Genomic DNA, 25,702 nt, shown 5'->3' with positions numbered 1-25,702 from the left:
GGGAACTGCGGGGCGGCCGGGGATGATAGCGGGACGTACAGTGCGAACCATGAACACCACCGCCCTCGCCGCCAACCTCGTCACCGCGCTCGTCGCGCTGATCCACGTCTACATCCTGATCCTGGAGATGTTCCTCTGGACCACGCCCAAGGGCCGCAAGGCCTTCGGGCTGACGCCCGAGTTCGCCCAGGCCAGCAAGGTGCTCGCCGCCAACCAGGGGCTGTACAACGGCTTCCTCGCGGCCGGGCTGATCTGGGGGCTGGCGCTGGGCGCCGCCGGGGGACCGGTGAAGATCTTCTTCCTGGCCTGCGTGCTGGTCGCCGGGCTCTATGGCGCCGCCACCGCGAGCCGCAAGATCCTGTTCATCCAGGCGATCCCGGCCGCCATCGGCCTGGTGCTCGTGCTGCTGAGCTGATCCGCGTTCAGTCCGGCAGCGCCACGCCGCGCCGGGCGGCCATCTGCTGAAGCTCGCCACTGGCGCGCAGGCGCTGCATGCCGGCGTCGATCAGGGCGGCCCAGGGCTCGCCCGACGCGTCGCGGCTGAAGGCGAAATGACCCTTGAGCTGCGCGAACGGCGGGGTGCACAGGGCGACCTGCTCGGCCAGGCCGAACTCCTGGATCACCGGTTCCGAATTGCGCTGGTTGGCCGCGATCAGGTCCAGCCGGCCGAGCTGCAGCATCCGCAGCCCGGTGACCAGGTCGCGCACCGGCGTCACGTTGAGCGCGGCGCGCGCCTGCTCGAAGCGCTCGCCGTAGACCCAGCCCTGCACGGCGCCGATGCGCAGCGGCTGCAGCGCCTGGAAGTCGCCCCACCACAGGCCCTCCTCGCGGCGGCGCGCGTAGAACACCAGCGCGTCCTCGTAGAAGGGCTGGCGCGAGAAGTGCATCTGGCGCTCCCGCTCCGGCGTCCGGTACGGGCCGACGAGGATCTGCGCGGGGCCATGCTCGATCATCGACTGGGCCCGCAGCCAGGGATAGAACTCGTAGCGCGGCTGGTGGCCGGCCGGCACGAGGATCGCGTCGAGCAGGTCCACGGCCAGTCCGCGTGGCCGGCCGCCATCGGGCGCGGCTTCGAAGAGCCGGGCGAAGGTCGTGCCGGCGATCAGCACCTGCGCGGCGCGCGGGCGTCCGGCACCGGCGGCCGGATCCGGCGGCGACGCCTGAGCCATCGCGCGCTGCGTCACGCCGAAGGCCACGGCGCCAAGCGCGGCATGGCGGAGCAGGTGGCGGCGAAGGGCATTCATGTGAGCGCCGATGATAGGCGCGCGCCCTCGCGCTGACAGCCCCGCGACGCGGGGTGGCGAGCGCGCCGTCAGAGGCTGCGGGTCTCGGCGGCGAGGTGCTCGGGCATCAGCGCGCCGGGGATGAAGACCGGCACCCGGATCGGATCGCGGCCGATGTCCTCGGCATAGGAGCCGTGGATCGCAAAGGCCGCGCCCAGCACCGCATGCACCTGCGCCATCGAGTCGCAGGACGGCGAGGAGCCGCCCGCGAAGAACACCTTCGGATCGCCGATCCCCAAGCCGCAAAGGCCATAGAGCCGGTCGCCAACGCGGGCGCAGAACTGGTCCGTGATCTGCCGTCCGATCAGCGACGGCAGGCGCACCAGGTAGTCGCCGGTCGCGGGATCGACGGCCCAGCGCACGGACAGGCGGATCCAGTGCGCGTTCTTCTCGTCGATGCAGCTCTCCAGCACGCCGCGCAGCCAGGACGAGCACTCGGGGTCGGTCACCGCGTCCCGCCAGCAGCTGCGCCAGTCCGCGACGGACATCGGCCGAATTTCGAAACTCACGCACATCTCCTCGCGCCGCCATCCGTGGCGGCAGACGAAGATCGTAGGCATCGCACCCACGGCCGGACAACCCGCCTGGATCGGCCTGCGCATGACTTGTCGAGGTCGATCGGCGCCACGAAGTTGTCGATTCGCCAGGGCGATTTCCCGCCCGGCCGAGCGCCCTGTGAGAGCGAACTAGCTCATCGAGGCTGGACAGCGACACATCGCCGCCGGCGCTCACGCAGCCCGCGGCGAGGCGCTCAGGCGCGCAGCAGGAGCCAGGCCGCCACCGCCGCCAGCGCCAGCACGAACGCGAATCCGGCCAGCCGCTCCAGCAGCGGCGTGCCGGGGGGCACGGGCCGATCGTCGGCGCGCGCCTCCAGCGGCGGCGGCGGGAACGGCACCGGGGCCGGGCCTTGCGCCGGCGAAGGCGCGGCCTTCGCCGCGGCGGACGGCTCCGCCTCGATCCAGTCGCGCACCGCCTGCGCCAGCAACCGGCGATCGGTGAACGAGCGGCCGTCCATCATGGCGCGGTCCAGCAGCTGGTCCAGGCTCTCGCGCTGCGCGGCGGTCAGCGTCAGCCACGATTGGAGCGAGGCCACCGGCGTCGCGCCGGGCTCGGCCTCTTCCTCGACGCCTTCCTCGGCGGCATCGCGGCGCGGCAGCCGGCCATTGACCAGCAGGCCCAGCAGACGGCCCAGCGCATGGGTCTCGCTGTTGGCGTCGGGCCGCCCGCCAGCGCGCTGGCGCGCGTTGGCGAGCGGCTCGGCGGCGCGCACCAGCGCCGCGGGCGCGTGGCTGTCGCGCGGCGTCAGCCCCTGCCCCAGCCAGTGCAGCTGCTGCGCAGGGCTCAGCCACAGGGTGCCGGGGTCGAGTTCGTGCAGCACCAGGCCCTGCTCATGGGCGGCGTCGAGCATCTCGATCAGGTCGAGCAGCAGCTGCATGCGGCGCTTGAGCGGCAGCGCCATCGCCACGCGCAGCAGCGGCGCGCCGTCCATCGCCGGAACGACGAGGTAGGGCAGGCCGGTAGGACTGAGCCCGCTGTCCAGCGGCGCGCCGTAGGTCGGGCAGGCAAAGCGCGACAGCGCTTCCGAGTCCTCCGCGAAGCGCATCAGCACGGCCTGCGCGTCCGACTCGTTGCGGTAGACCAGCGCCAGTCCGGTCTGCGCGGCGGCCTTGCCGTGCTCGACGCGGAACCAGAAGCCGGATGCGCATTCGAACAGCGCGGCCGCGACGCGCCACACCCCCAGGCGCTCGCCCACGGCGGGCAGCGCGGCAGGCGCGCGGGCCATGCCGCTGGCGCCGGCACCGCCGCCCTGCGGGGCATGCGGGTCGTGCGGGGCCCGGGAGTCGGGCGCGTGCGGCGCGGGCGGCTCGATCATGGGCGCGAATCCTAGCGCAGCGATACTTCGACCCCATGTCCTCGCGCGTCCCCTCCGTCGGCCTGATCCGCCCGCCCGTCGCCGCCCTCGCGGCGATCCTCGCGACCGCAGCCGCCACCGCGATGGCGGCGCTGACCGCCCTGCCGGCACCCGCGGGCGCGGCGCCCTCGTCGTACCGCCAGCCTTCGCCCGCGATCCGCGATCTGCTCGACGCGCCGATCCTGCCCCGCCTGCTGCCGTCGCCGGACCGCCAGTCGCTGGCGCTGGTCGAGCAGCGCCGCTACACGCCGCTGGAGGAACTCTCCCGCCCCGGCCTGCGCCTGGCCGGCGCGCGCTTCGATCCCCGCAACGCCAGCCAGCAGAACCTGGTCGCCGTGCAGCGCGTGCGGCTGCGCCCGCTGCTCGAGCCGGACGCGACCGAGCGCGAGGTCGAGCTGCCGGCCGGCGGCACCTGGCACAACTTCGTCTGGGCGCCGGACGGACAGCGCTTCCTACTCTCGCGCCGCACCGACACGGCCGACGAGCTGTGGGCGGGCGCGACCGCCAATGGTCAGCTCTGGCGCATCTACAACGTGCGGCTCAACAACGCCGTCGATGCCGACGACATCGCCTGGCTGAATCCGCGCGAGGCCGTCGTGCTCACCGTGCCCGATGGCCGCGGCCCCGCGCCCAGCCGCCATCAGGCCGGGCCGGCGATCCAGGAGACGCATGGCAAGGCCTCGCCCGAGCGCACCTATCCGGACCTGCTGCGAAATCCGCGCGACGAGGACCTGTTCGAGTACCACGCCCGCTCGCAGCTGACGCTGATCGACATCGCCAGCGGCCAGAGCAAGGACATCGGCACGCCGGGCCTGTTCACCAGCGTGTCCAGCGTCGGCAACGGGCAGGCGCTGCTCACGGAAAGGCTGGTCCGGCCCTTCAGCTACAACCTGACCTTCGACGATTTCCCGACCGTGGTCGAAGTCCGCCAGCGTGACGGCAAGGTCATCCGCGAGCTGGCCAAGATGCCGCTCAAGCAGGGCGTGGCCATCGACGGCGCGCTGCCCGGGCCGCGGGTGTTCTACCCGTCGCCGACCAAGGATGCGGCGATCTACTGGGTCGAGGCGCTCGATGGCGGCAATCCGGCCGCGCGCGCCTCGTTCCGCGACCGCGTCATGCGGCTCGATCCTCCCTACACCGGTGATCCCTTCGAGGTCCAGCGCATGCCTTACCGCTTCACGCGGCTGCGCTTCCTCGACGACGGCGTCCATGCGCTGCTGACCGAGGAGGACCGCAACCGCGGCTGGACGCGGACCTATCTGCTGCCGCTGCGCGGCACGCAGAGCCGGCCGCTGTTCGAGCACTCGGTGCGCGAGCGCTATCGTCACCCCGGCTTCCCGTTCATGCGCACGCTGCCCAACGGGCATCAGGTCGCGCAGACCTTGAACGGGGACCTGCTGCTGTCGGGCCAGGGTGCGGCCCCCAAGGGCGACCGGCCCTTCCTGGACAAGATGTCGCTGAGGGACCTGAGCGTGCAGCGGCTGTTCCAGTCGGCCGAGGGTGTCTACGAGGCGCCGGTGGCGCTGCTCGAGGACCGGCGCCTGGTCACGCAGCGCGAGACCGAGCATGAGCCGCCCAACCTGGCGCTGCGCGAGAACGGCAAGGTCACCGCGCTGACGCGGCTGAAGGATCCGACGCCGCAGCTGAAGGCGGTGCGGCGTGAGCTGGTGTCCTTCAAGCGGGCCGATGGGGTCGAGATGTCGTTCTGGATGTACCTGCCGCCGGACCTGCGCGACGGCGAAAAGCGTCCGGCGCTGGTGTGGGCGTATCCGCTGGAGTTCAACGACGCATCGATCGCGGGACAACTGAGCGGTTCGCCGGGGCGCTTCATGAGTTTTTCGGGAATCAGTCCGCTCAACCTGTTGATGGATGGGTATGTGGTGCTGATGGACGCGACGATGCCGGTGGTGGGGGACTCACGCAACCTGAACGACAGCTTCGTCGAGCAACTGGCCGCGAATGCGCGGGCGATCGTGGACAAGGCGGAGGACCTGGGCACGGTGGACCCGAAGCGGATTGCCATTGGCGGGCACAGTTACGGTGCTTTCATGGCGGTGAACCTGATGGCGCACACGAAGTTGTTCCGTTGTGGCATTGCGCGCAGCGGTGCCTACAACCGGACGCTGACGCCGTTTGGATTCCAGAGTGAGCGCCGTTCGCTCTGGGACGCGAAGGATGTTTATCTGAAGCTGTCGCCGTTCCTCTTCGCGAACCAGATCAAGGATCCGTTGTTGCTGATTCACGGCGAGGCGGACAACAACTCGGGCACTTTCCCGATGCAGAGTGAGCGCCTGTACCAGGCGTTGGCGGGTCTGGGCGGCACTGCGAGGTATGTGCTGCTGCCCTTCGAGGCGCATGGCTACACCGCGCGCGAGTCTGCGGGCCAAGTGCAATGGGAGATGAGCCAGTGGTTGAAGTCGTGCCTTGGCGACCCGCACGCGCCGTAACGGGGAGCGATGCGCTCGGTCAATCGGCCTTCGCTTGGCCGGGGCCGCCGGCGCCGCCGAAGTCCGGGACTGACTGGGCGCGTTCTGTCTGAGAGCAGCGAGCCGAAGGCGAGCGGATCGAGTTGAGCGCCAACTTCGGCGGCGCCGGCGGCCCCGGCCAAGCGAAGGCGTGCTCGGTCTTCAGAGTGGTTTCGCCGAAAACGTATCGCAGTCCCGCAGGTCCCCCTGTGCCATGCCTCGCCTGAACCAGCGCTGCCGCTGCTCGCTGCTCCCATGTGTGAAGCTTTCCGGCACGACTGCTCGTCCCGCGTTGCGCTGAAGTGTGTCGTCTCCGATCTGTGCTGCGGCATTGAGTGCTTCGTCAATGTCGCCGGCCTCAAGCCATCCCTTGCCTTGCTGGGAGTGGTGTGCCCAAACCCCGGCGAAGCAATCGGCCTGGAGTTCCACGCGCACGCTGGTGGCGTTGGCGGCTTGTTCGGACTGACGGCGGCGGGCGGCGTCGACTTTCTCGGTGATGCCCAGGAGATGCTGGACGTGATGGCCGACCTCATGGGCGATCACGTAGGCCTGGGCGAAGTCGCCGGGCGCGCCGAGACGGTCGCGCAGGGTTTGATAGAAGCTGAGGTCGATGTAGACCTTGGAGTCGCCGGGGCAATAGAACGGTCCCATGGCGGACTGGCCCATGCCGCAGGCTGTGGGTTCGCGCCCGGTGAAGAGCCGGAGCTTGGGGGCTTGATAGGTCTTGCCGGCGGCCTGGAAGAGTTGGCTCCAGACGTCTTCGGTGTCGGCCAGGACGACGCTGACGAACTTGGCGGGCTCGTCCTGCGGATGGGTGGGGGCGACGGGGCGCTGCGGGTTGCCGGAGCCGGTCTGGACGGTGCTGCCGTCGAGCACGCTGAGGACGGTGAGCGGGTTGATGCCGAAGGCCCATGAGGCGAGCAGGGCGATCACGATGCCGCCGATGCCGATGCCGCGTCCCCCGAGCATCGGCAAGCCGCCACCGCCGCCTCCACCGCCGCCGTCGCGTGCGTCCTCGACGTTGTCGCTCTCGCGCTGGCCTTCCCATTTCATGATGTGCTCCTGATGCCGGGCAGTCCGGCTCGACGATGCGCCAAGGATGGCACAGCGCGCGTGGGGATGGTGTCGGACGGCGCCCCTAATCCGCGGCTTGGGCCTGGTCTGCGGGCGCGTCGCCGGGGGGGAGGATGAGGTGGAATTCGGCGCCGCCTCCGGCGCGGTTGGTGGCGTAGAGACGGCCGCCATGCATCTCGACGATGCGACGGCTGATCGGCAGGCCCAGGCCGGTGCCGCCGGAGCCGTCCTTGGTCGCCGTCGACTGGACGAAGGGGTCGAAGATGCGCTCGAGCTCGTCGACCGGGATGCCGGGGCCGCGGTCCGCGACGCACAGGTGGAGCGAGCCGTCGGGCGAGCGGTCGCCGAGCAGCTCGATCGTGCCGCCGGCCGGTGCGAACTTGATCGCGTTGGCCAACACGTTGCGCACCGCCTGCTGGATGCGCAGCGGATCCAGGCGTGCCGGCATCGAGGCGGGCAGCTCGGCGCTGATCATGAGCTGGCGCTTGGCGACCAGCGGCGCGAGCTCGCGCAGCACCGCGCCGACCGGCTCGCGCAGGTCCTGGTCGCGCAGGTCCAGCGCGCCGACGGTGCTCTCGAGCTTGGCGGCGTCCAGCAGGTCGTTGACCAGCGCCAGCATGCGCTGCCCGGATCCATGGATGTCCGCGAACATCGCATGCAGCCGCTCCTGCGCGCCGCTGCGCATCATGCCGAGCTCGGAGAAGCCGAGGATGGACTGCAGCGGCGTGCGCAGCTCGTGGCTGATGTTGGCGAGGAATTCGGTCTTGGCGCGCGAGGCCTCTTCCGCCGCGTCGCGCGCCTGGCGCGTCAGGCGCTCGGCGGCGGCCCGTTCGGTGATGTCGACGGCGCTGCCCGCGTAGCCGAGCAGCTCACCATCGCGGCGCAGCGGCACCGTCGCGATCTGGTAGCGGCGCGGCGCGCCTTCGCCGTTGCGGATCGTCGCCTCGACGCTGCGCACGCCGTCCTCGCCATCGAACAGGCTGGCGACCGCCTCGCGGTCGGCCGGCTCGGCGAGGTCGGCGAGCCGCCGTCCCACCGCCTCGTCGGGGCGGCCGCGATGCAGCGTGGTCCAGCGCGCGTTCACGAAGGTCAGCGTTCCGGCCGGGTTGGTGCGGAAGATCACCTCCTGCACGCTCTTGAGCAGCACGCGCATGTCGCGCTCGCGGTCGGCGAGCTGTTCGTGCGCGCCTTCCAGCGCCTCCATCGCCTCGGCGCGCGCCTGCAGGCTGCGCCGCACCGTCGCGGTCGCCAGCGCGATCAAGGCCAGCGCCAGCGCGCCGATCAGCAGCAGCCAGCGCAGACCGGCGTGCCAGCGCGCGAGCACCTCCTCCACCGGCTGCTCGACGCCCACGATCAGCGGCCTGCGCGTCGCCGCCCGATAGGCGACGATGACCTCGCCCGGCAAGGCGCCCGCGCCGATGTAGGCGCCATGCTCGCGCCCGCGGCGCAGCGCGTCGAAGACCGGATGGCCATCGAGCCGCTGGCCCGGCAGTTGATTGAGCGACTCCATCGCGGCGAGCAGTTGCCCGTCGGTCGACGCCAGCCAAGCCGCGCTGTGCCCCGAGGGCAGCGCGCGCTGCTGGACCTGGGTCAGCGCGTCGGGATTGATCAGCGCCAGCAGCCAGCGCGGATCGCTGTCGCGCAAGGTCCTGGCTGCCGGCGCCGACGCGCCGCCGTCCGGCGCGTCCGGGCCCGTGGGCAGCTGCAGCAGCAACGGCAGCATGCCCACCGGCGAGCCCCGCGCGCCGCGGTTTCTCGTCAGGTCCGCCAGCCCGCGCCCCGGTCGCAGCGGCATCAGCATGTCGCGGTCCGGTCCCGGCAGGCGGCCGAAATCGTCGAGCGGGATTTCCAGCCCGACCTCGTCCCCGTTCGTGCTGATCAGCACCCGCCCGCGCGCGTCCAGCAGCGACACGCTGCGGATGAAGGGCAGCCCCACCAGCACGTGGCTGAAGTGCTCGCCCAGGTGTTCCACCTCATCGTCGTGGCCGATCGAACGGGTCAGCCCGTCGCCGATCGCATGCAGCGACAGCGAGGCGGTCTCGATCGTGCGGCTCGCGTCGTTCTCGAGCACCTGCGCCAGCAGCTCGCCCCGGGCGCGCGCCTCGTCGATGGCCTCCTGCCGGCCGACCCAGGCCGGACCGATCAGGCCCGCCACCGTGCCGGCGGCCACGGTGACGCCCGCCCACAGCGCCGCGCGGCGCAGGCGCTGGAGGGATCGGACGGCCGGACCGAGCATCGCCGCGTCTCCCCTTCAGGGCACCACGATCGCGCCGAGGCCGTGGCGCTCGGCGGCGGCGCGCAGCCGCCCGTCGCGCTTGATCCGCGCGACGAAGTCGTCCAGCCGCGCGAGCCACGCGTCGTCGCCGCGCTTGATCGCGTAGGCATACGGCAGGATGTGGAAGGGCCGCGGCGGCGCGATCAGCTGCGCCCAGTCCGCGTTGTCCAGCAAGCGGCGGCTGTAGGGATAGTCGGTCATGAAGACATCGGCGCGGCCGGACTCCAGCTCCCGCTCGCGCGTGGCCGGCGGCTCCACCACGCGCAGCCGGGCGCGCTTGAGCGCTTCGCGCATCACCGGCTCCATCGAGGTCCCCGCCTGCACCGCCACCACCACGCCGGGCTGGTCGATGTCCTCCCAGCGTTTGACGACGCGGCTGGCGCGGCTGGCGATCGCGTAGATGTCGCTCTGCAGGTAGGGCTGGGTGAAGGACAGCGTCTCGCGGCGCTGCGGCACCACGGCGACGGCGAACATCGCCACGTCGCAGCGCTCCGCCACGAGGTCGCCGATCAGGCGCTGGAACGAGGACTCGACATAGCGCAGCCGCACGCCCAGGTCCTTGGCCAATTCATTCGAGAGGTCGATGTCCAGGCCGCTCAGCGTCTCGTCGCGCGGGTGGCGATAGGTGATGCCGTAGTAGTCCGGCCAGATGCACACCCGCAGCACGCCGCTGCCCATCACGCGCTGCAGCGCCGGACTGGCCGCCGCCTGCGCGGACGCGGCGGCCGGCGCGCCCCAGGCAGGCGCCGCCAGCACGGGCAAGAGCGCCAGCCATGCGGCAGCCGCGGCCCGGGCGGCGCGTCCGGTCATTCGCTTCGTCATCGCATCTCCTCGGACCCGGATTGCACCAGAGTTCGCACCGTCCCACGGCCAGGGATGCCCCGAGCCCCACCGAAGTCACATCGAATATCAGTTTTATCGCTTATAAGTGGGGATATTGCCCACCTAAAGAATTAGGAAATTCGGCAAAATCGACTTATGACTGCCATTGCCCGAACCCCTGACGACATGCAAGAGGATTTCAGCACGCGCGAAGTCGCGCAGCGCCTCGGCATGGCCGTCCGATCGGTTCAGCTGATGGTGGACCGCGGCGAGCTGCAGGCCTGGCGCACGCCGGGCGGCCACCGCCGGATCCTGCGCAGCTCGCTGGATGCCTGGCTCACCGGGCGGGGTCTGGCGCCGACCAAGCCCGCCGACCTGTCGCCCGCCGACGGCACGCCCCAGCGGCTCAAGGCGCTGCTGATCGAGGACTCGGTCCACTACCAGAACCTGGTGATGCTGCTGGCGCAGCAGGAATTCCCCGACCTGGACCTGCACACCGCCAACGACGGCATCGGCGGTCTGGTGATGTACGGACAGCTGCAGCCCGAGATCCTGCTGGTGGACATCCTGCTGCCCGGCATTGACGGGGCGGCGCTGGTGACCAGCCTGCGCTCGCAGCCGCAGTTCGCGAGCAGCGAGCTGATCTTCGTCACCGCGCTCGACGAGCAGCAGCGCGCGCCCTATGCGTTCGCGCTCGCCGGTCTGCCGCTGGTGCACAAGCCGCGGCTGGTGACCGACCTGCCGCCGCTGCTGGCCGCCGCCGTGCAGCGCATCCGGGCCCGGCAGCCGCAATTCGCCGGCTGATCGCGGGCGGCTGAGGATGGTGACCCGCGTCCGGGTCCTCCTGGTGGAGGACGATCCGACCCTGCAACGTTTCGTCGCCATGGCCCTGGAGGACGACGAGGTGCGCCTGCAGGCCTGCATCTCCGTCGACGAGGCGCTGCTGGCGCTGGCCACGCAGAACTTCGACCTGGTCATCAGCGATCTGATGCTGCCGGGCCGGCATGGGCTGGACCTGCTGCAGACGCTGAAGCAGCGGCCCGAACTGCGCGGCAACGCGAGGCTGGCCGTGTTCAGCGCCGGACTCAATCCGGCGGTGCGCGAGCAGCTCGAGGCGCTGGGCGTCACGCGCTTCCTCTCCAAGCCCTGCTCGCTGGCGGACCTGCAGTCCTGCCTGGATGGCCTGCGCGACGCGCCGGCGCCCGCCACGATGCCCTCGATCCATCAGGCCGCCATCGAGCAGTACTTTGGCGGCAATGCGGCGCTGTACCAGGCCTTCCTGGCGCGCTGCCGGATGCAGTTCCCGCTCGACATCGCCGCCGGCCGCAGCGCCTGCGAGCGCGGTGATCACGTCAAGGTGCGACACCTCGCCCACAGCCTCAAGAGCGTGCTGCTGACCCTCGGACATGCCGAGGCCGCCGGCGTCGCGCGCCAGCTGGAACAGGACGCGCAGGAAGCCGCCACCGGCTCGGAGGACGCGCTGGCCGCCGTGCGCGCGGCCTGGCCGGTGCTCGAGGACGCGCTCGCGCGCCTGCTCTGAACCGCCGCGGCGTCAGATCGCCAGCGGATCCACGTCGACCGCCCAGCGCGTCAGGCCCTTCTGACGACGCTTGAGCGCATGCAGCTCGGGCAGCCAGGCACGCAGGAAGCGCTGCAACTGAGCCCGGCTGCCCGCCTCGATCAGCATCTGGAAGCGCTCCACATCGGCCACCCGCGCCACCGCCATCGGCACCGGCGGATACAGCAGCAGCCCCAGCGACAGCGGCAGCGCGCGCGCCGCTTCCTGCGCCGCGGTCAGGAAGTCGCGCGCGGCCTCGACCGTCCGGCCCTCGGCCCGCACCAGCGCCAGATGCGCGAAGGGCGGCAGGTTCGCCGTGGTCCGCTCATGCAACTGGCTCGCGGCGAAGGCCTCGTAATCGTGCTTCTGCAGCGACTGGTACAGCGCATGCTCCGGATACCAGGTCTGGACCCACATCTCGCTCGCCGCGGCCTGCGCGGCGTCGCGCCCGGCGCGGCCACCGGCCTGCATCAGCAGGGAGAACAGCCGCTCCGGCGCGCGGAAGTCGCTGCTGAACAGCGCGCCGTCCGGGTTCACCGCGGCGACCAGCGTGATGCGCCGGAAGTCGTGCCCCTTCGCCACCATCTGCGTGCCGACGAGGATGTCCACGTCCCCCTCATGCACCGCCGCGAGCTGCGATTCCAGGCTGCCCTTGAGCCGCGTCGTGTCCGCGTCGATACGCGCCACGCGCGCGCCGGGCAGCGCTTGCGCGAGCTGCTCCTCGAGCCGCTCCGTGCCGCGGCCCAGCGGCGCGATGTCCGGGTTGCCACAGGACGGGCAGGCGCGCGGCACACGCGTCGACACGCCGCAGTGGTGGCAGCGCAGCGTGCGGTCCTCCTTGTGGAAGACCTGATGCGCGCTGCAATGCGGGCAGTCGCTCTTCCAGTTGCACTGGTCGCAATGCAGCACCGGCGCATAGCCGCGGCGGTTCAGGAAGACCAGGCTCTGCTCGCCGCGATCGAGCCGTTTGCGCAGCGCGTCCAGCAGCGGCACCGACAGCGCGGTGGTCACGCCCTTCTTGCGCTCGAGCCGGTTCATGTCGAAGAGCCGCACCTTGGGCAGCGCCCCGCCGCCGATGCGCTCGGTCAGGTCGATGCGCTGGTAGCGCCCGCCAAGCGCGTGCTGCCAGCTCTCCAGTGAAGGCGTGGCCGAGCCCAGCACGACGGGGATCTTCTCGAGATGGCCGCGGTAGACCGCGAGATCGCGCGCCGAGTAGCGCGCGCCGTCCTGCTGCTTGTAGGAGGGATCGTGTTCCTCGTCGACGACGATCAGACCCAGCCGCGGCATCGACGCGAACACCGCGAGCCGCGTGCCCAGCACCAGCTGGGCGCGCCCCAGGTGCGCCGACAGCCAGTGGCGCAGGCGCCGGGCCGGCGTCAGCGCGCTGTGCAGCGACACGATCGCGCGGCCGGCGAAGCGCTCGGCGAAACGCGCCTCGAGCTGCGGCGTCAGGTTGATCTCGGGCACCAGCACTAGCACCTGCTGGCCGCGTTCGAGCGCGGCTTGCGCGGCGCGCAGGTAGATCTCGGTCTTGCCGCTGCCGGTCAGGCCCCACAGCAGCGCGGGCGGCGGCGCCTCGCGCCCGGCCAGCGCGAGGAGGGCGTCCAGCGCCGTCTGCTGCTGCGCGGTCAGCATCGGAAGCGCCACGAGCGCGGACGGCGCCTCGGCCGCGGCCTTCGCGCTCTCGGCGTCGGCCTTGTCGAGCTTCTTCAGCCGCGCCTGCAGTTGCTTGGCGTCGAGTTCGCGCAATTGCGGCGGCAGCACCGAGAGTGCCAGTTCGCCGACGCTGCGCTGGTAGTATCCCGCCGCGAAATCGACCAGCCGCCGCCAGCGGTCCGACAGCGGCGGCAGCGCATCGAGCGCCTCGCCCACCGGGCGCAGTCCGGATTCCGGCAGGCGATCCTCGCCGGGCAAGTCCTGGCCCTCGGGCAGGTCGTCCCAGACCAGTCCCATGACGTCGCGCCGGCCCAGCGTGACGTGAACCAGCGTGCCCGGGGTCAAGTCTTGCGGGCCAAGGTAGTCCAGCGGGCCCGTCAGCCCGCTGTGCTGCGGGGCCTCGACCGCCACGCGGACGCGACGCGGCGATGACGCGTCGTTCATCTCGGCGCCCTGCCCCGTGCCCGAACGGCGCCCGGCGAGCGTTTCACGGCCTCCATCGGCCATGAGGAAAGCGCGCCAAGTGCCTGATTTCCAACGGTGTTCACAACGGGGTCGAAAGCCTGTGGATAACTTTGTGGGAAACGGATCGGGTTTCCGGGACCGGGCGGGATTGCCGCCCGGAGCGGCCGTCGGCGTCAAATTCGAGGGGAATTCGCCACTCCCTTTGAAATCAATGACTTAGACGCCCATCGGGGAAAGCCCTAGCAGCGGGCCGGCGCATGTGCTGCGTTTGGGTGACATGCACGATTTTGGGGATAACTGGGGCGCCGGCCACGCCGTGGAAGCCCTTTCCCGGGCCCTGTTCAGGCCGGTTTCGACAGGCCGGCGGCGCGCAGCGCGCGCGAATGCCGATGCACCTCGTCGACGAGTTCGGCCACGCTCTGCGGCGGCGTGAATTGGCTGATGCCATGACCGAGGTTGAAGACGTGACCGCCCCAGCCGCCATCGGCGCGCTGCGGCACGCCGAAACTGTCGAGCACCGCGCGCGCCTGCTCGCGCACCGCGGCCGGCGGGGCGAACAGCACGTTCGGATCGAGGTTGCCCTGCAGCGCGACGCGGTCCTGCACTTGCGCGCGGGCGCGGCCCAGGTTCACCGTCCAGTCCAGGCCGACGACATCGGCGCCGGACGCGGCGATCTCGTCCAGCCACGGGCCACCGCCTTTGGTGAACAGCAGCTTGGGAATGCGGTGGCCGCCGTGCTCGCCCTTGACCTGCGCCAGCACGCGGCGCGAGTACGCCAGGCTGAACTGCTGGAACTGTCCGTCGGCCAGCACGCCGCCCCAGGAGTCGAACACCATCACCGCCTGCGCACCGGCCTCGATCTGCGCGTTCAGATAAGCGGCAACCGCGTCGGCGTTGATCTCGAGGATGCGGTGCATCAGGTCCGGACGCGCGTACATCAGGCTCTTGACGTGGCGGTAGTCGTCGGAGCCGCCGCCCTCGACCATGTAGCAGGCCAGCGTCCATGGGCTGCCCGAAAAGCCGATCAGCGGCACGCGGCCATTCAGCGCGCGGCGGATCGAACTCACCGCATCGAAGACGTATCGCAGCTTGTCGAGGTCGGGCACAGCCAGCGCGGCGACGGCAGCCTCGTCACGGACGACCTTCGCGAACTTCGGGCCCTCGCCCTGCGCGAACGACAGGCCCAGGCCCATCGCGTCGGGCACGGTCAGGATGTCGCTGAACAGGATCGCCGCATCGAGCGGGTAACGCTCCAGCGGCTGCAGCGTGACTTCGGTGGCGTAGTCCGTGCTCGTGGCCAGGCCCATGAAACTTCCGGCCTTGGCGCGGGTCTCGCGGTACTCCGGCAGGTAGCGGCCGGCCTGACGCATGAGCCAGACCGGGGTGTACTCGGTGGGTTGGCGCAGACAGGCGCGCAGGAAGACGTCGTTCTGAAGGGGGGCGCTCATGGGAGGGCGATTATCCTCGGGGCTCGCTGCTCTTGAATTCCGCGGGGCGGCCCTCGATATGCCGCCGCACAGGAGGATCTCCCGATGACACCGTCCCCGTCCCGTCTGCTCGCCACGGTCCGCGCCACCGCGGCTGCCACGCTGATCGCCGCGGCGCCGCTGGCGCTCACCGGCTGCGGCTACAACGAATTCCAGAGCCTGGACGAGCAGGTCAACGCCAGTTGGTCCGAGGTGCTGAGCCAGTACCAGCGCCGCAGCGACCTCATCCCCAACATCGTCAATACGGTCAAGGGCGAAGCGAGCTTCGAGCAGGACACGCTGACCAAGGTCGTCGAGGCGCGCGCCAAGGCCACCAGCATCCAGGTCACGCCGGAGCTGGCCCGCGACCCGGCCGCGCTGCAGAAGTTCCAGGCCGCGCAGGGCGAGCTGTCCAGCGCGCTGAGCCGGCTGATGGTCGTCAGCGAGCGCTACCCGCAGCTGCAGGCCAACCAGGGCTTCCGCGACCTGCGCGTGCAGCTCGAGGGCACCGAGAACCGCATCACCGTCGCCCGCAACCGCTACATCAAGGCGGTGCAGGAGTACAACGTGCTGGCCCGCCGCTTCCCGACCAACCTGACGGCCAAGGTCTTCGGCTACGAGGTCAAGCCCAACTTCACCGTGCAGAACGAGGCCGCGATCTCCGCGCCGCCGACGGTGAACTTCGACAAGCCCGCCGCGCCAGTGGCGACCACGCCCGCGCCGACACTGGCGGCCTCGCCAGCGTCGAACTGAGGCACCGCGCATGCGGGCCGCCTGGACGGTGGTGCGTGGCGGGGGGCTCTGGCGCGTCGCCGCGCTGGCGCTGCTGGGCCTCTTGATGAGCCTGGGTCTGCCGCCGCGGGCGCGGGCGCAGGACCTGCTGCCCGTGCCCGCGCTGAGCGGGCGCGTCGTCGACCAGACCGGCACGCTGAGCGAGGCGCAGCGCCAGGCGATCGACGCCAAGCTCGCCGCCTTCGAGCGCGAGGCCGGCCCGCAGATCGTGATCCTGATGGTGCGCACCACCGCGCCCGAGGACATCGCCGCCTACGCGCAGCGCATCGGCGATCAATGGAAGATCGGCCGCCGCGAGGTCGGCGACGGGCTGCTGATCGTCGTCGCCAAGGGCGACCGGCGCGTCAACATCCAGACGGCCAAGGCGCTCGAGGGCGCGGTGCCGGATCTCGCCGCGCGGCAGATCATCGAGCGCGACATCGCGCCCGCCTTCAAGGCCGGCGACTACGCCGGCGGCCTGAACCGCGCGATCGATTCGCTGCAGGCGCGCATCCGCGGCGAGCATCTGCCGGCGCCCACGCCTGGACGGGGCGGCGGCGTTTCCTCCTCGTCCGGCCACAACATCGATCTTGGCGAGATCGCGATGATCGCGTTCCTCGGCGTGCCGCTCGCAGGGATCTTTCTCACGTCCCTCTTCGGCCGCAAGGCCGGCAGCCTGTTCACCGGTGCCGGCGCGGGCGCCGTCGGCTGGGGCCTCAGCGGCAGCCTGCTGCTGGGCGCGGGCGCGGCGATCGGATCGATGATCCTCGTCGGGCTGCTGGGCATCGGCGCGGCCCGGCGGCGCAGCGCCGGCTCGTCCTACAGCGGCTACCGGCGCAGCGCGCATGGGACCGGCGGCATCTCGCCGCCCATCATCTGGGGCGGCGGCGGTGGCGATGGCGGCAGCAGCTGGAGCGGGGGCAGCGACGGCGGCGGCTTCTCGTCCGGCGGCGGCGGCGACTTTGGCGGCGGTGGTGCCTCGGGGGACTGGTGATGACGCAGAGCACCGATCGCGACGCGCGGCATGCCGGTGACACGAGCCGGCTCGGGCGCTTCTTCCGGCACCGCCTCTGGGACGAGGCCGACGTGCGCCGTGTGCTGCCGGCGGCGGCGCTGGCGCGGCTGTCGGCGCGGGTCACCGAGAGCGAGCTCCGGCACGGCGGCGAGATCCGTCTGTGCGTCGAGGCGAGCCTGCCCATCAGCTACCTGTGGCGCGGGCTGTCCGCGCGGCAGCGCGCACTGGCGCTGTTTGGAAAACTGCGCGTGTGGGACACCGAGCACAACAACGGCGTGCTCATCTACCTGCTGCTGGCGGAGCGCGCCATCGAGATCGTCGCGGACCGCGGCCTGAGCCGGCGCGTGAGCGCGGCGCAGTGGCAGCCCATCGTCGAAGGGCTGCGCCAGTCGCTGCGGGATGGCCAGTTCGAGCAGGGGCTCAATGACGCGATCCGGGCGGTCGAGGCGCTGCTCGCCGAGCACTTCCCGTCCCAGGCCGGCACGCCGCCCCGCAACGAGTTGCCCGACGCCGTCGTCGTGCTCTGAGCGCGCTCAGTCCAGACTGGACGGCTTGATCGGCTTGAGCTTCCAGTCGAAGCGCTCCTGCTTCGGACCGCTCTTGAGCGGCGGGAACTTGAGCGGCTTCTCCGGCACCGATACATCGGGAACGTGATCGAGCAGGTGGCGGATCAGCGTGAGCCGGCCGCGGCGCTGATCATTGAAATCGACCAGCGTCCAGGGCGCGTGCTTGGTATGGGTGTGCTCGAGCATGCGATCGCGCGCGCGGCCGTAGTCCTCGTAATGCTGGCGCGCTTCGAGGTCGATCGGCGACAGCTTCCACTGCTTGAGCGGGTCCTGCGCCCGCTCGGCGAAGCGCTCTTCCTGGTGCTTCTGATCGACGGTGAGCCAGTACTTGAAGAGCAGCAGGCCGTCCTCGACGAGCAGCCGCTCCAGGATCGGCGCCTGGTGCAGGAACTGGTCCGTCTGCTGGGGCGTGCAGAAGCCCATCACCGCCTCGACGCCGGCGCGGTTGTACCAGCTGCGATCGAAGAGCACGATCTCGCCAGCGGCCGGCAGATGGGTCATGTAGCGCTGGAAGTACCACTCGCCCTGCTCGCGCTCGCTGGGCTTGCCCAACGCGACGGTGCGGCACTGGCGCGGGTTCAGCGTTTCGGAGATCGCGTTGATGACGCCGCCCTTGCCGGCGGTGTCGCGGCCTTCGACGATCACCAGCAACCGCTTGCGGCTGTGCTGCAGCCAGCGCGCCAGGTTGTTGAGCTCGACCTGCATCGGCTGCAGGTGCTCGAGGTAGTCGGACTTGGACAGCTTGCCACCGCCATGGCCCTTGCCGTCCGCCTTGCCGTCCGCCTTGCCATTGGCCTTGGCTTTGGCGTCGCGCTTCCCGCTCTTGTCGCCGTTCCCGGACTTCTTGTCGCCCATGCTGGCTCCGTTCGATGAAGGACGGGCCAGCTTACCTCGCGGGGGCTCAGAGCAACTCGAGCGTCTGCATGCCGGCCCAGGTCTCGCCCGGAGCCAGTTCGATGGGGCGCAGCACCTGCGCGGCCTCGACACACAGCATCTGCTTCCAGCCCCCTTCGGGCATGTCGGCCAGCGCGTCGCCCTTCTCCTCGCCCGGATTCCAGACCACGGCGTCGGCGAAGCCCTGCTGCCGGATCACGACGCGGCGATCGGCGTCGCGCAGGGTCAGGTCGTGTTTGGCGTCCTGATAGATGCGGTCCATCTCGCCGTCCAGGCGCAGCAGGTCCTCGTGCTGCGTGCCGGCGCGCTCGGCGGCCGAATCCCAGTACGCCAGCCCCGACAGGCCTTGCAACGAGGCCGACATGATCTGCGTCAGCCGCAGGTAGGTGTGCAGCGCCGCCGTGAAGGACAGCGGCGTGTCGCCCTTGTTCTCGCACGCGAGCTCGATCTGCAGCACGCGGCCGGCGATGCGCAGGCTGATCTCGGTCTCGAAGGCGTGCGGCCAGACCATGCGGGTGGCGCCGTCGTCGGTCAGGCGCAGCACGGCCAGCGCATCGTCCTTGCCCGTCTCGGCGCTCACCAGTTGCCAGGGCTTGCCCCGCGCGAAGCCGTGACGCTGCAGCGGGCCACGGGTCGCGAACTGCGGAAAGATCACCGGCACGCCGCCGCGGATCGCCTGGCCGGTCGCGAAGGCGCTCTTCGGCGACAGGTAGAGCTGCTCGTCGCCGCCGGCCGGGACCCAGGACACGAGATGCGCCCCGTGCAACAGCAGCGTCGCACGGGCGCCGTCCGGGGCGCGGAGTTCGATGGCCTCGAGGCCCTGATGGCGGGTGATGGAGATCGGAGTGCTCATGCTCGACAGAAAAAAGAAAACCCACCGGCGCGAACCGGTGGGTGCAGGTCCGGCCAGCCCTCGACGGGCCGGCGCGGGCCGGGTTCGTGGCGAAGCCCTTAGTTTTTCACAGGCACGCGCGCACGGGGACCCGGCAGCAGGCCATTGGGGGCGTTCACCAGACGATTGCTGGTCATGCCCGCGATCTGGTAGCTGCGATCGGTCAGGTTGCTGGCGATCTGGTCGACCAGCGCCTTGACCAGCAGGCCCACCAGGCCGCCTTGGCTGCTGTTGTTCTGCTCGGCGCTCGACGCGGTCGCCTTGCCGTCCCACAGCATCGTGCCGGTGCGCAGGTCCACCAGCTTGGCCTGCACCTCGACGACGGTCTCGCTCGAGATCACCTTGTAGACCGAGCCGTACTGCTTCACCTCGACATACAGCGCCGCGTCGGCACCGAAGATCTGGCGCAGCTTGGCCGGCTCGATGCTCTGCGCGTCAGCCGGCGTGGTCACGCCATTGGTGCGCAGCGTCTCGTCGACCAGGGTCACCGGCAGCACGTAGTAGCCAGCCTCGCCCAGCGGCATCGACAGCGTGGACAGCACGCCGTAGGTGGCGTTCACGTCCGGCGTGCTGTTCACCGGCGGCAGCACCAGCAGCGACGCCGGCTTGGCTTCCTTGAACGCGGTGTAGTCGTAGGGCTTGGTCGGCGATGCGCAGGCGGTCAGCGCGGCCAGCACGGCCACGGCGCCGACACGGCGGATCAGGGACATCAGGGTCATCATGGGGTCGGTTCCTCGATCGGTCTCAGACGCCGCTCGCCGCCTTGGCGGGAGCAGCCGGCGTGGCGGCGGCCTGCATGGCGGCCGACTTCTCGGCCGGCTTCTTCAGCAGGAAGTCCACGTAGGCGGCGGACTCGGGGAACAGCGCGCGTTCGGCTTCCAGGTGTGCACGCGCGGCGTCGTCGTTGCCGACCTTCGCGTACAGCAGCGCCAGGTGACCGTGCAGGCCGGGCGGCGTCGCCTCGTTGGCGGCCTTGTTCTTGATGAGCTGCGACTCCAGTTGCGTGATCTGGTCGCCAGGCATCTCGCCGTTGGTCTTGAAGTACTGGTACATGCTGCTCTGATAGCCACCCCATTGGTAGAGCGGCTTCTGCGGCGTGCCGCAGGCGGTCAGCAGGGCGGCCACGGCGGTCAGCGCGACAGCGCGGATCACAGGGATCATGGTCATGGTCGGGCTCCCGTTCAGCGGCTGGCTTGCGGCTTCCAGGCGCCGCTGTCGATGCCGGCGACCATCGTGTTGACGGCCTCCTTGATGGCCAGGTCCAGGACCTTGCCGTTCAGCGTCGCGTCATAGCTGGCGGTGCCGCCGAAGCCGACCACCTCGCGGGTCGAGAGCTCGTACTCGCCAGCGCCCTGCGCCGAATACACGACCTCGGAGGTCTGGCTGTTCACCACGTTCAGCGTCACCTTGGCGTAGGCGATCTGCTTCTTGCCGCGGCCGAGCACGCCGAACAGCTGCTGGTCGCCGACTTCCTTGCGGCCGAACTCGGTCACCGCGCCCGTCACGAGGTAGTCCGCGCCCTTGATGGTCAGGCTGCTGTTCTTGAACTTGGCCTCCTGCTGCGCCTCTTCGAGGTTGTCGCGGTCCAGCACGCTGAAACGGTTGGTCTGCTGCAGGTGGGCGATCAGGATCGACTTGGACTGGTTGCCCAGGCGGTCGATGGCGTCGGCGAACATGCCGCGCATGAAGCTGGAGCGGTTCTCGAACTTGCCGACCGCGATCGGCGCGCGCTGGCCCTGGTACTGGGCGGGCGGCGGCGTGACCGCGCGGGGGACTTCGATGGTGCGGGACTGCTCGGTGGCGCAGCCGAACAGGGCCGTCAGCGCGAGCGCAAGCGTGGCGCGGCGCGCCAGAACGTGGATGGACATGGGAACTCCCTCAAAAAAGACAGCCGGCTTTCGCGCCGGCTCCCCCGGTTGATCCGGGTGTTGGCAGTGTGCGCTATCCGACATAGCGCGAAAAAAAGAACATCGGCAGGAGTGCGCGTTTTTCGCAGTCCTGCCGATGCAGTGTGGTGTCCTCGCCGCACCGGCGTCCCGGTGCGCGAGGAGATGGGGGCTCAGCGCTTGGCGCGGAACTTGCGCAGCGCGGCGATCTGCGCGGCCATGGCCGCGAACTCGCTTTGCGCCTTGGCGAAGTCGATGTCGCTCTTGGCGTTCTTCATCGCTTCCTCGGCGGCCTTCTTCGCGGCCTCGGCGCGGGCCTCGTCGAGGTCCTTGCCGCGGATCGCGGTGTCGGCCAGCACGGTCACGACGTCCGGCTGCACTTCCAGCAGGCCGCCGGCGACGAAGACGAACTCTTCATCGCCATTGGGACGCTGGATACGCACCGCGCCCGGCTTGATGCGGGTGATCAGCGGGGTGTGCTTGGGCAGGATGCCCAGCTCGCCGCCTTCGCCCGGCAGCGCCACGAATTTCGCCTCGCCCGAGAAGATCTGCTCTTCCGCCGAGACCACGTTCACGTGGAGGGTTGCCATTGCGTTTCCTTAGGTTTGACCCGCGAGGCCTAGGCCGCCGCGGGAAGAAGATTCAGTAAGCGAGCAGACGGTGGGCTGGCTAGGCGCCGCGCGGAGCCGGACTGGGAGTCCGGCGAGCACGGCAACGACGCCAGCGCGCCGTCTGCGAAGTCTTACTGGATCTTCTTGGCCTTTTCGAAGGCTTCGTCGATGGTGCCAACCATGTAGAACGCTTGTTCCGGCAGGTGGTCGCATTCGCCGTTGACGATCATCTTGAAGCCGCGGATCGTTTCCTTCAGCGGAACGTACTTGCCGGGCGCGCCGGTGAACACTTCCGCGACGTGGAACGGCTGCGACAGGAAACGCTGGATCTTGCGGGCACGGGCCACGGCCAGCTTGTCTTCAGGAGACAGCTCGTCCATGCCCAGGATCGCGATGATGTCGCGCAGTTCCTTGTAGCGCTGCAGCACCGACTGCACCGCGCGGGTCGTCGTGTAGTGCTCTTCGCCGATGACGTTCGGGTCGATCTGACGCGAGGTCGAGTCCAGCGGGTCCACCGCGGGGTAGATGCCCAGCGACGCGATGTCACGCGACAGCACGACGGTGGCGTCCAAGTGGGCGAAGGTCGTGGCGGGCGACGGGTCGGTCAGGTCGTCCGCGGGGACGTACACGGCCTGGATCGAGGTGATCGAGCCGACCTTGGTCGACGTGATCCGCTCCTGCAGGCGGCCCATTTCCTCGGCCAGCGTCGGCTGGTAACCCACCGCGGACGGCATGCGGCCCAGCAGCGCGGACACTTCCGTGCCGGCCAGCGTGTAGCGGTAGATGTTGTCCACGAAGAACAGCACGTCACGGCCTTCATCGCGGAAGGACTCGGCCATCGTCAGACCGGTCAGCGCGACGCGCAGACGGTTGCCCGGGGGCTCGTTCATCTGGCCATAGACCATCGCGACCTTCGACTTGCTCAGGTCCTCCTGGTTCACGACGCCAGCGTCCGACATCTCGTGATAGAAGTCGTTGCCCTCACGGGTACGCTCGCCGACACCCGCGAACACCGACAGACCCGAGTGAGCCTTGGCGATGTTGTTGATCAGCTCCATCATGTTGACGGTCTTGCCGACACCGGCGCCGCCGAACAGACCCACCTTGCCGCCCTTGGCGAACGGGCAGATCAGGTCGATGACCTTGATGCCGGTTTCCAGCAGTTCCTGCGACGGGCTCAGCTCGTCATAGGCCGGGGCCTTGCGGTGGATCGGGGCAGTCTGGGCGGACGACACATCGCCGCGCTCGTCGATCGGGTTGCCCAGCACGTCCATGATGCGGCCCAGGGTCGCCTGACCCACGGGGACCTTGATCATGTCGCCGGTGTTGTAGACCTCGGTGCCGCGGCGCAGGCCGTCGGACGAGCCCAGCGCGATGGTGCGGACCACGCCGTCGCCCAGCTGCTGCTGCACTTCCAGCGTCAGGGCCGAGCCTTCCATCTTCAGGGCGTCGAAGACCTTCGGCATCTGGTCGCGCGGGAACTCCACGTCCACCACGGCGCCGATGCACTGAACGATCTTGCCCACCGATTGAGTGTTAGCCATTTCTTCGTTCCTTCAATTCAAATCTGTTGCCTGCGATCGATCGCGAGATCAACCGCTGATGGCGGCGGCGCCGCTGACGATTTCCGACAGTTCCTTGGTGATCGCGGCCTGGCGGGTCTTGTTGTAGACCAGCTTGAGCTCACCGATCAGCGTGCCGGCGTTGTCGGTCGCGGCCTTCATGGCCACCATGCGCGCCGATTGCTCGGACGCCATGTTCTCGGCCACGGCCTGGTAGACCAGGGCCTCGGTGTAGCGCACCAGCAGCTCGTTGATCACCGTCGGGGCGTCGGGCTCGTACAGGTAGTCCCATGCGTGACCCGCGGCATCCGTCTCCAGCGACTCGGCCGTCAGCGGCAGCAGCTGCTGCACCACCGGCTCCTGCTTCATCGTGTTGACGAAGCGCGTGTAGCAGAGATAGACCGCCGACAGCCTGCCTTCCGCATACGCGTCCAGCAGCGTCTTGACCGGGCCGACCAGCTTCTCGAGCTGGGGGCTGTCGCCGAGCTGCGTCGCGTGCGCGACGACCTTGGCGCCGATCCGGTTCATGAAACCGAGACCCTTGTTGCCGATCGCCACCACTTCCGACTTCTGACCGGCGGCCTCGAGCTCCTTGAGCTTGTTGGTCGTCGCGCGAAGCAGGTTGGTGTTCAGGCCGCCGCACAGGCCCTTGTCGGTCGTGACCACAACGAAACCGGCCGTCTTGGCGTCGGCATGCGACACCATGAACGGATGACGGTACTCGGGGTTGGCCTTGGACAGATTGGCTGCGATGTTGCCGACCTTCTCGGCGTACGGACGGGCCGCGCGCATCCGATCCTGCGCCTTGCGCATCTTCGAAGCGGCGACCATCTCCATGGCCTTGGTGATCTTCTTGGTGTTCTCGACCGACTTGATCTTGCCGCGGATTTCCTTGCCTGCTGCCATGATTTCTCCTTGTGAGGGCCGGGTCTTGCCAGACTTCAGCGAGACCCGGTCATGGTTGCTTTAGGCGAAGGACTTCTTGAACGACGTGATCGCGGCGTTCAGTTCGGCTTCGGCGTCCTTGTCCATGGCCTTGTCGCTTTCCAGCTTGGCCAGCAGGGCGGCGTGCGAGGTCTTCAGGAACTGGTGCAGGCCGTGCTCGAAGGCCAGGACCTTCTTGACCTCGATGTCGTCCATGAAGCCCTTGTTGGCCGCGTACAGCGACGCGCCCATCAGGCTGATCGACAGCGGGCTGTATTGCGCCTGCTTCAGCAGTTCCGTCACGCGGGCACCGCGGTCCAGCTGCTTGCGGGTCGCGGCGTCCAGGTCCGAGGCGAACTGCGCGAACGCGGCCAGCTCACGGTACTGGGCCAGGTCGGTACGGATACCGCCGGACAGCGACTTGATCAGCTTGGTCTGGGCAGCGCCACCGACGCGCGACACCGAGATACCGGCGTTGATCGCGGGACGGATGCCGGCGTTGAACAGGTTGGTTTCCAGGAAGATCTGGCCGTCGGTGATCGAGATCACGTTCGTCGGAACGAAGGCGGACACGTCGCCGGCTTGCGTCTCGATGATCGGCAGCGCGGTCAGCGAGCCGGTCTTGCCCTTGACTTCACCCTTGGTGAAGGCTTCGACGTACTCGGCGTTGACGCGGGCAGCGCGCTCCAGCAGGCGGCTGTGGAGATAGAACACGTCGCCGGGGAAGGCTTCGCGGCCCGGCGGGCGGCGCAGCAGCAGCGAGACCTGGCGGTAGGCGACGGCCTGCTTGGACAGGTCGTCGTACACGATCAGCGCGTCCTGGCCGCGGTCGCGGAAGTATTCGCCCATCGTGCAGCCGGAGTAGGCCGACACGTACTGCATGGCGGCGGATTCCGACGACGAGGCGGCGACGACGATGGTGTATTCCATCGCGCCAGCGGCTTCCAGCGCGCGCACGACGTTCTTGATCGACGAGGCTTTCTGGCCGATCGCGACGTACACGCAGGTCATGTTCTGACCCTTCTGGTTGATGATCGCGTCGATCGCCACGGCGGTCTTGCCGGTCTGGCGGTCGCCGATGATCAGCTCGCGCTGGCCACGGCCGACGGGGACCATCGAGTCGATCGACTTCAGGCCGGTCTGCACCGGCTGGTCGACGGACTGGCGCGCGATCACGCCGGGGGCGACCTTCTCGATGACGTCGGTCATCTTGGCGTTGATCGGGCCCTTGCCGTCGATCGGCTGACCCAGCGCGTTCACGACGCGGCCGATCAGCTCGGGGCCGACCGGCACTTCGAGGATGCGGCCGGTGCACTTGACGGTGTCGCCTTCGACGATGTGCTCGTAGGCGCCCAGGATCACGGCGCCGACGGAGTCGCGCTCGAGGTTCAGGGCCAGACCGAAGGTCTGCGAGCCGTCGGCGGCGGCCGGGAACTCCAGCATTTCGCCTTGCATCACGTCGGACAGGCCGTGCACGCGCACGATGCCGTCGGACACGGACACCACGGTGCCCTGGTTGCGCACGTCGGTGGACGCGCCAAGGCCTTCGATGCGGCTCTTGATCAGTTCGGAAATTTCAGCAGGATTCAGTTGCATTGCTTGCTC

At 69.6% G+C, this 25,702-nt stretch carries 24 protein-coding genes; 7 read left to right on the top strand and 17 right to left on the bottom strand.

All coding sequences use genetic code 11. The features are described from left to right. Positions 1 to 49: 49 nt before the first annotated feature. The gene (locus ABDW61_RS02380; RefSeq protein ID WP_343635822.1) at positions 50 to 415 is read left to right on the top strand and encodes a DUF1304 domain-containing protein; all 366 of its coding nucleotides are present in this window, start codon (positions 50 to 52) and stop codon (positions 413 to 415) included. A 7-nt stretch (positions 416 to 422) separates the two neighbouring features. On the opposite strand, the gene ABDW61_RS02375 is transcribed toward ABDW61_RS02380, so the two are convergent. The 3 genes from ABDW61_RS02375 to ABDW61_RS02365 all read right to left on the bottom strand — a co-directional run bounded on the left by ABDW61_RS02375 (position 423) and on the right by ABDW61_RS02365 (position 3,156). Further along, positions 423 to 1,244: a transporter substrate-binding domain-containing protein gene (locus tag ABDW61_RS02375; RefSeq protein ID WP_343635819.1), complete on the bottom strand. Its 822-nt coding sequence runs from the start codon at positions 1,242 to 1,244 to the stop codon at positions 423 to 425. Positions 1,245 to 1,312: 68 nt separating this feature from the next. Next, on the bottom strand, positions 1,313 to 1,792 hold the full coding sequence (locus ABDW61_RS02370; protein ID WP_343635817.1) for a hypothetical protein: 480 nt from the start codon (positions 1,790 to 1,792) through the stop codon (positions 1,313 to 1,315). Between the two features lie 242 nt (positions 1,793 to 2,034). Beyond that, positions 2,035 to 3,156: a hypothetical protein gene (locus ABDW61_RS02365; protein ID WP_343635815.1), complete on the bottom strand. Its 1,122-nt coding sequence runs from the start codon at positions 3,154 to 3,156 to the stop codon at positions 2,035 to 2,037. A 35-nt stretch (positions 3,157 to 3,191) separates the two neighbouring features. On the opposite strand from ABDW61_RS02365, the gene ABDW61_RS02360 reads away from it, so the two are divergent. Next, on the top strand, positions 3,192 to 5,642 hold the full coding sequence (locus ABDW61_RS02360; RefSeq protein WP_343635813.1) for a prolyl oligopeptidase family serine peptidase: 2,451 nt from the start codon (positions 3,192 to 3,194) through the stop codon (positions 5,640 to 5,642). Positions 5,643 to 5,822: 180 nt separating this feature from the next. Here the strand turns inward: ABDW61_RS02360 and ABDW61_RS02355 are convergent, their stop codons facing one another. The 3 genes from ABDW61_RS02355 to ABDW61_RS02345 form a co-directional block, all read right to left on the bottom strand. Then, on the bottom strand, positions 5,823 to 6,713 hold the full coding sequence (locus ABDW61_RS02355; protein ID WP_343635811.1) for a neutral zinc metallopeptidase: 891 nt from the start codon (positions 6,711 to 6,713) through the stop codon (positions 5,823 to 5,825). Between the two features lie 85 nt (positions 6,714 to 6,798). Further along, positions 6,799 to 8,970: an ATP-binding protein gene (locus ABDW61_RS02350; protein WP_343635809.1), complete on the bottom strand. Its 2,172-nt coding sequence runs from the start codon at positions 8,968 to 8,970 to the stop codon at positions 6,799 to 6,801. A gap of 15 nt (positions 8,971 to 8,985) precedes the next feature. Then, positions 8,986 to 9,687: an ABC transporter substrate-binding protein gene (locus ABDW61_RS02345; RefSeq protein ID WP_343635971.1), complete on the bottom strand. Its 702-nt coding sequence runs from the start codon at positions 9,685 to 9,687 to the stop codon at positions 8,986 to 8,988. Positions 9,688 to 10,017: 330 nt separating this feature from the next. On the opposite strand from ABDW61_RS02345, the gene ABDW61_RS02340 reads away from it, so the two are divergent. Both ABDW61_RS02340 and ABDW61_RS02335 read left to right on the top strand, forming a co-directional pair. Then, the gene (locus tag ABDW61_RS02340) at positions 10,018 to 10,635 is read left to right on the top strand and encodes a helix-turn-helix domain-containing protein (protein ID WP_343635807.1); all 618 of its coding nucleotides are present in this window, start codon (positions 10,018 to 10,020) and stop codon (positions 10,633 to 10,635) included. 16 nt (positions 10,636 to 10,651) lie between these two features. After that, positions 10,652 to 11,371, top strand: a complete 720-nt coding sequence (locus ABDW61_RS02335; RefSeq protein WP_343635805.1) for a response regulator — start codon at positions 10,652 to 10,654, stop codon at positions 11,369 to 11,371. A 12-nt stretch (positions 11,372 to 11,383) separates the two neighbouring features. On the opposite strand, the gene ABDW61_RS02330 is transcribed toward ABDW61_RS02335, so the two are convergent. Together ABDW61_RS02330 and hemE are read right to left on the bottom strand one after the other, a co-directional pair. Further along, the gene (locus ABDW61_RS02330) at positions 11,384 to 13,489 is read right to left on the bottom strand and encodes a primosomal protein N' (protein ID WP_343635969.1); all 2,106 of its coding nucleotides are present in this window, start codon (positions 13,487 to 13,489) and stop codon (positions 11,384 to 11,386) included. Between the two features lie 362 nt (positions 13,490 to 13,851). Then, complete coding sequence (hemE, locus tag ABDW61_RS02325; protein ID WP_343635803.1) at positions 13,852 to 14,958, bottom strand: uroporphyrinogen decarboxylase; 1,107 nt, start codon at positions 14,956 to 14,958, stop codon at positions 13,852 to 13,854. Positions 14,959 to 15,042: 84 nt separating this feature from the next. On the opposite strand from hemE, the gene ABDW61_RS02320 reads away from it, so the two are divergent. From ABDW61_RS02320 to ABDW61_RS02310, 3 genes are read left to right on the top strand one after another with little or no spacing between them, the layout of a single operon-like run. After that, complete coding sequence (locus tag ABDW61_RS02320) at positions 15,043 to 15,729, top strand: LemA family protein (RefSeq protein ID WP_343635801.1); 687 nt, start codon at positions 15,043 to 15,045, stop codon at positions 15,727 to 15,729. 10 nt (positions 15,730 to 15,739) lie between these two features. After that, positions 15,740 to 16,741, top strand: coding sequence for a TPM domain-containing protein (locus ABDW61_RS02315; RefSeq protein WP_343635799.1), 1,002 nt, complete (start codon positions 15,740 to 15,742; stop codon positions 16,739 to 16,741). Further along, the gene (locus ABDW61_RS02310) at positions 16,741 to 17,289 is read left to right on the top strand and encodes a TPM domain-containing protein (protein WP_343635797.1); all 549 of its coding nucleotides are present in this window, start codon (positions 16,741 to 16,743) and stop codon (positions 17,287 to 17,289) included. The genes ABDW61_RS02315 and ABDW61_RS02310 overlap by 1 nt, the downstream gene beginning before the upstream one ends. Before the next feature lie 6 nt (positions 17,290 to 17,295). Here the strand turns inward: ABDW61_RS02310 and ppk2 are convergent, their stop codons facing one another. The 9 genes from ppk2 to atpA form a co-directional block, all read right to left on the bottom strand. Beyond that, a complete protein-coding gene (gene ppk2 / locus ABDW61_RS02305; protein WP_343635795.1) occupies positions 17,296 to 18,183 on the bottom strand; it encodes a polyphosphate kinase 2 in 888 nt (295 codons plus the stop codon). A 46-nt stretch (positions 18,184 to 18,229) separates the two neighbouring features. Continuing rightward, the gene (locus ABDW61_RS02300) at positions 18,230 to 19,075 is read right to left on the bottom strand and encodes a D-hexose-6-phosphate mutarotase (RefSeq protein WP_343635793.1); all 846 of its coding nucleotides are present in this window, start codon (positions 19,073 to 19,075) and stop codon (positions 18,230 to 18,232) included. 98 nt (positions 19,076 to 19,173) lie between these two features. Next, a complete protein-coding gene (locus ABDW61_RS02295; RefSeq protein ID WP_343635791.1) occupies positions 19,174 to 19,836 on the bottom strand; it encodes a DUF799 domain-containing protein in 663 nt (220 codons plus the stop codon). 22 nt (positions 19,837 to 19,858) lie between these two features. Beyond that, positions 19,859 to 20,281, bottom strand: coding sequence for a DUF4810 domain-containing protein (locus ABDW61_RS02290; protein ID WP_343635789.1), 423 nt, complete (start codon positions 20,279 to 20,281; stop codon positions 19,859 to 19,861). Between the two features lie 14 nt (positions 20,282 to 20,295). Continuing rightward, entirely contained in the window at positions 20,296 to 20,982 is a 687-nt protein-coding gene (locus tag ABDW61_RS02285; protein WP_343635787.1) for a CsgG/HfaB family protein, read from the bottom strand. Positions 20,983 to 21,173: 191 nt separating this feature from the next. Next, positions 21,174 to 21,590, bottom strand: a complete 417-nt coding sequence (locus tag ABDW61_RS02280; RefSeq protein WP_091728389.1) for a F0F1 ATP synthase subunit epsilon — start codon at positions 21,588 to 21,590, stop codon at positions 21,174 to 21,176. A 152-nt stretch (positions 21,591 to 21,742) separates the two neighbouring features. After that, entirely contained in the window at positions 21,743 to 23,155 is a 1,413-nt protein-coding gene (atpD, locus tag ABDW61_RS02275; RefSeq protein WP_343635785.1) for a F0F1 ATP synthase subunit beta, read from the bottom strand. A 48-nt stretch (positions 23,156 to 23,203) separates the two neighbouring features. Then, positions 23,204 to 24,079, bottom strand: a complete 876-nt coding sequence (gene atpG, locus ABDW61_RS02270; protein ID WP_343635783.1) for a F0F1 ATP synthase subunit gamma — start codon at positions 24,077 to 24,079, stop codon at positions 23,204 to 23,206. Between the two features lie 60 nt (positions 24,080 to 24,139). After that, positions 24,140 to 25,693: a F0F1 ATP synthase subunit alpha gene (gene atpA, locus ABDW61_RS02265; protein ID WP_343635781.1), complete on the bottom strand. Its 1,554-nt coding sequence runs from the start codon at positions 25,691 to 25,693 to the stop codon at positions 24,140 to 24,142. Positions 25,694 to 25,702 lie beyond the last annotated feature (9 nt).

Origin of the sequence: Roseateles sp., assembly GCF_039595595.1 — a bacterium.
Classification (GTDB): domain Bacteria; phylum Pseudomonadota; class Gammaproteobacteria; order Burkholderiales; family Burkholderiaceae_C; genus Roseateles.
The sequence above is the reverse complement of the archived record's forward strand: the minus strand, read 5'-3'. Positions and strand labels throughout refer to the sequence as shown.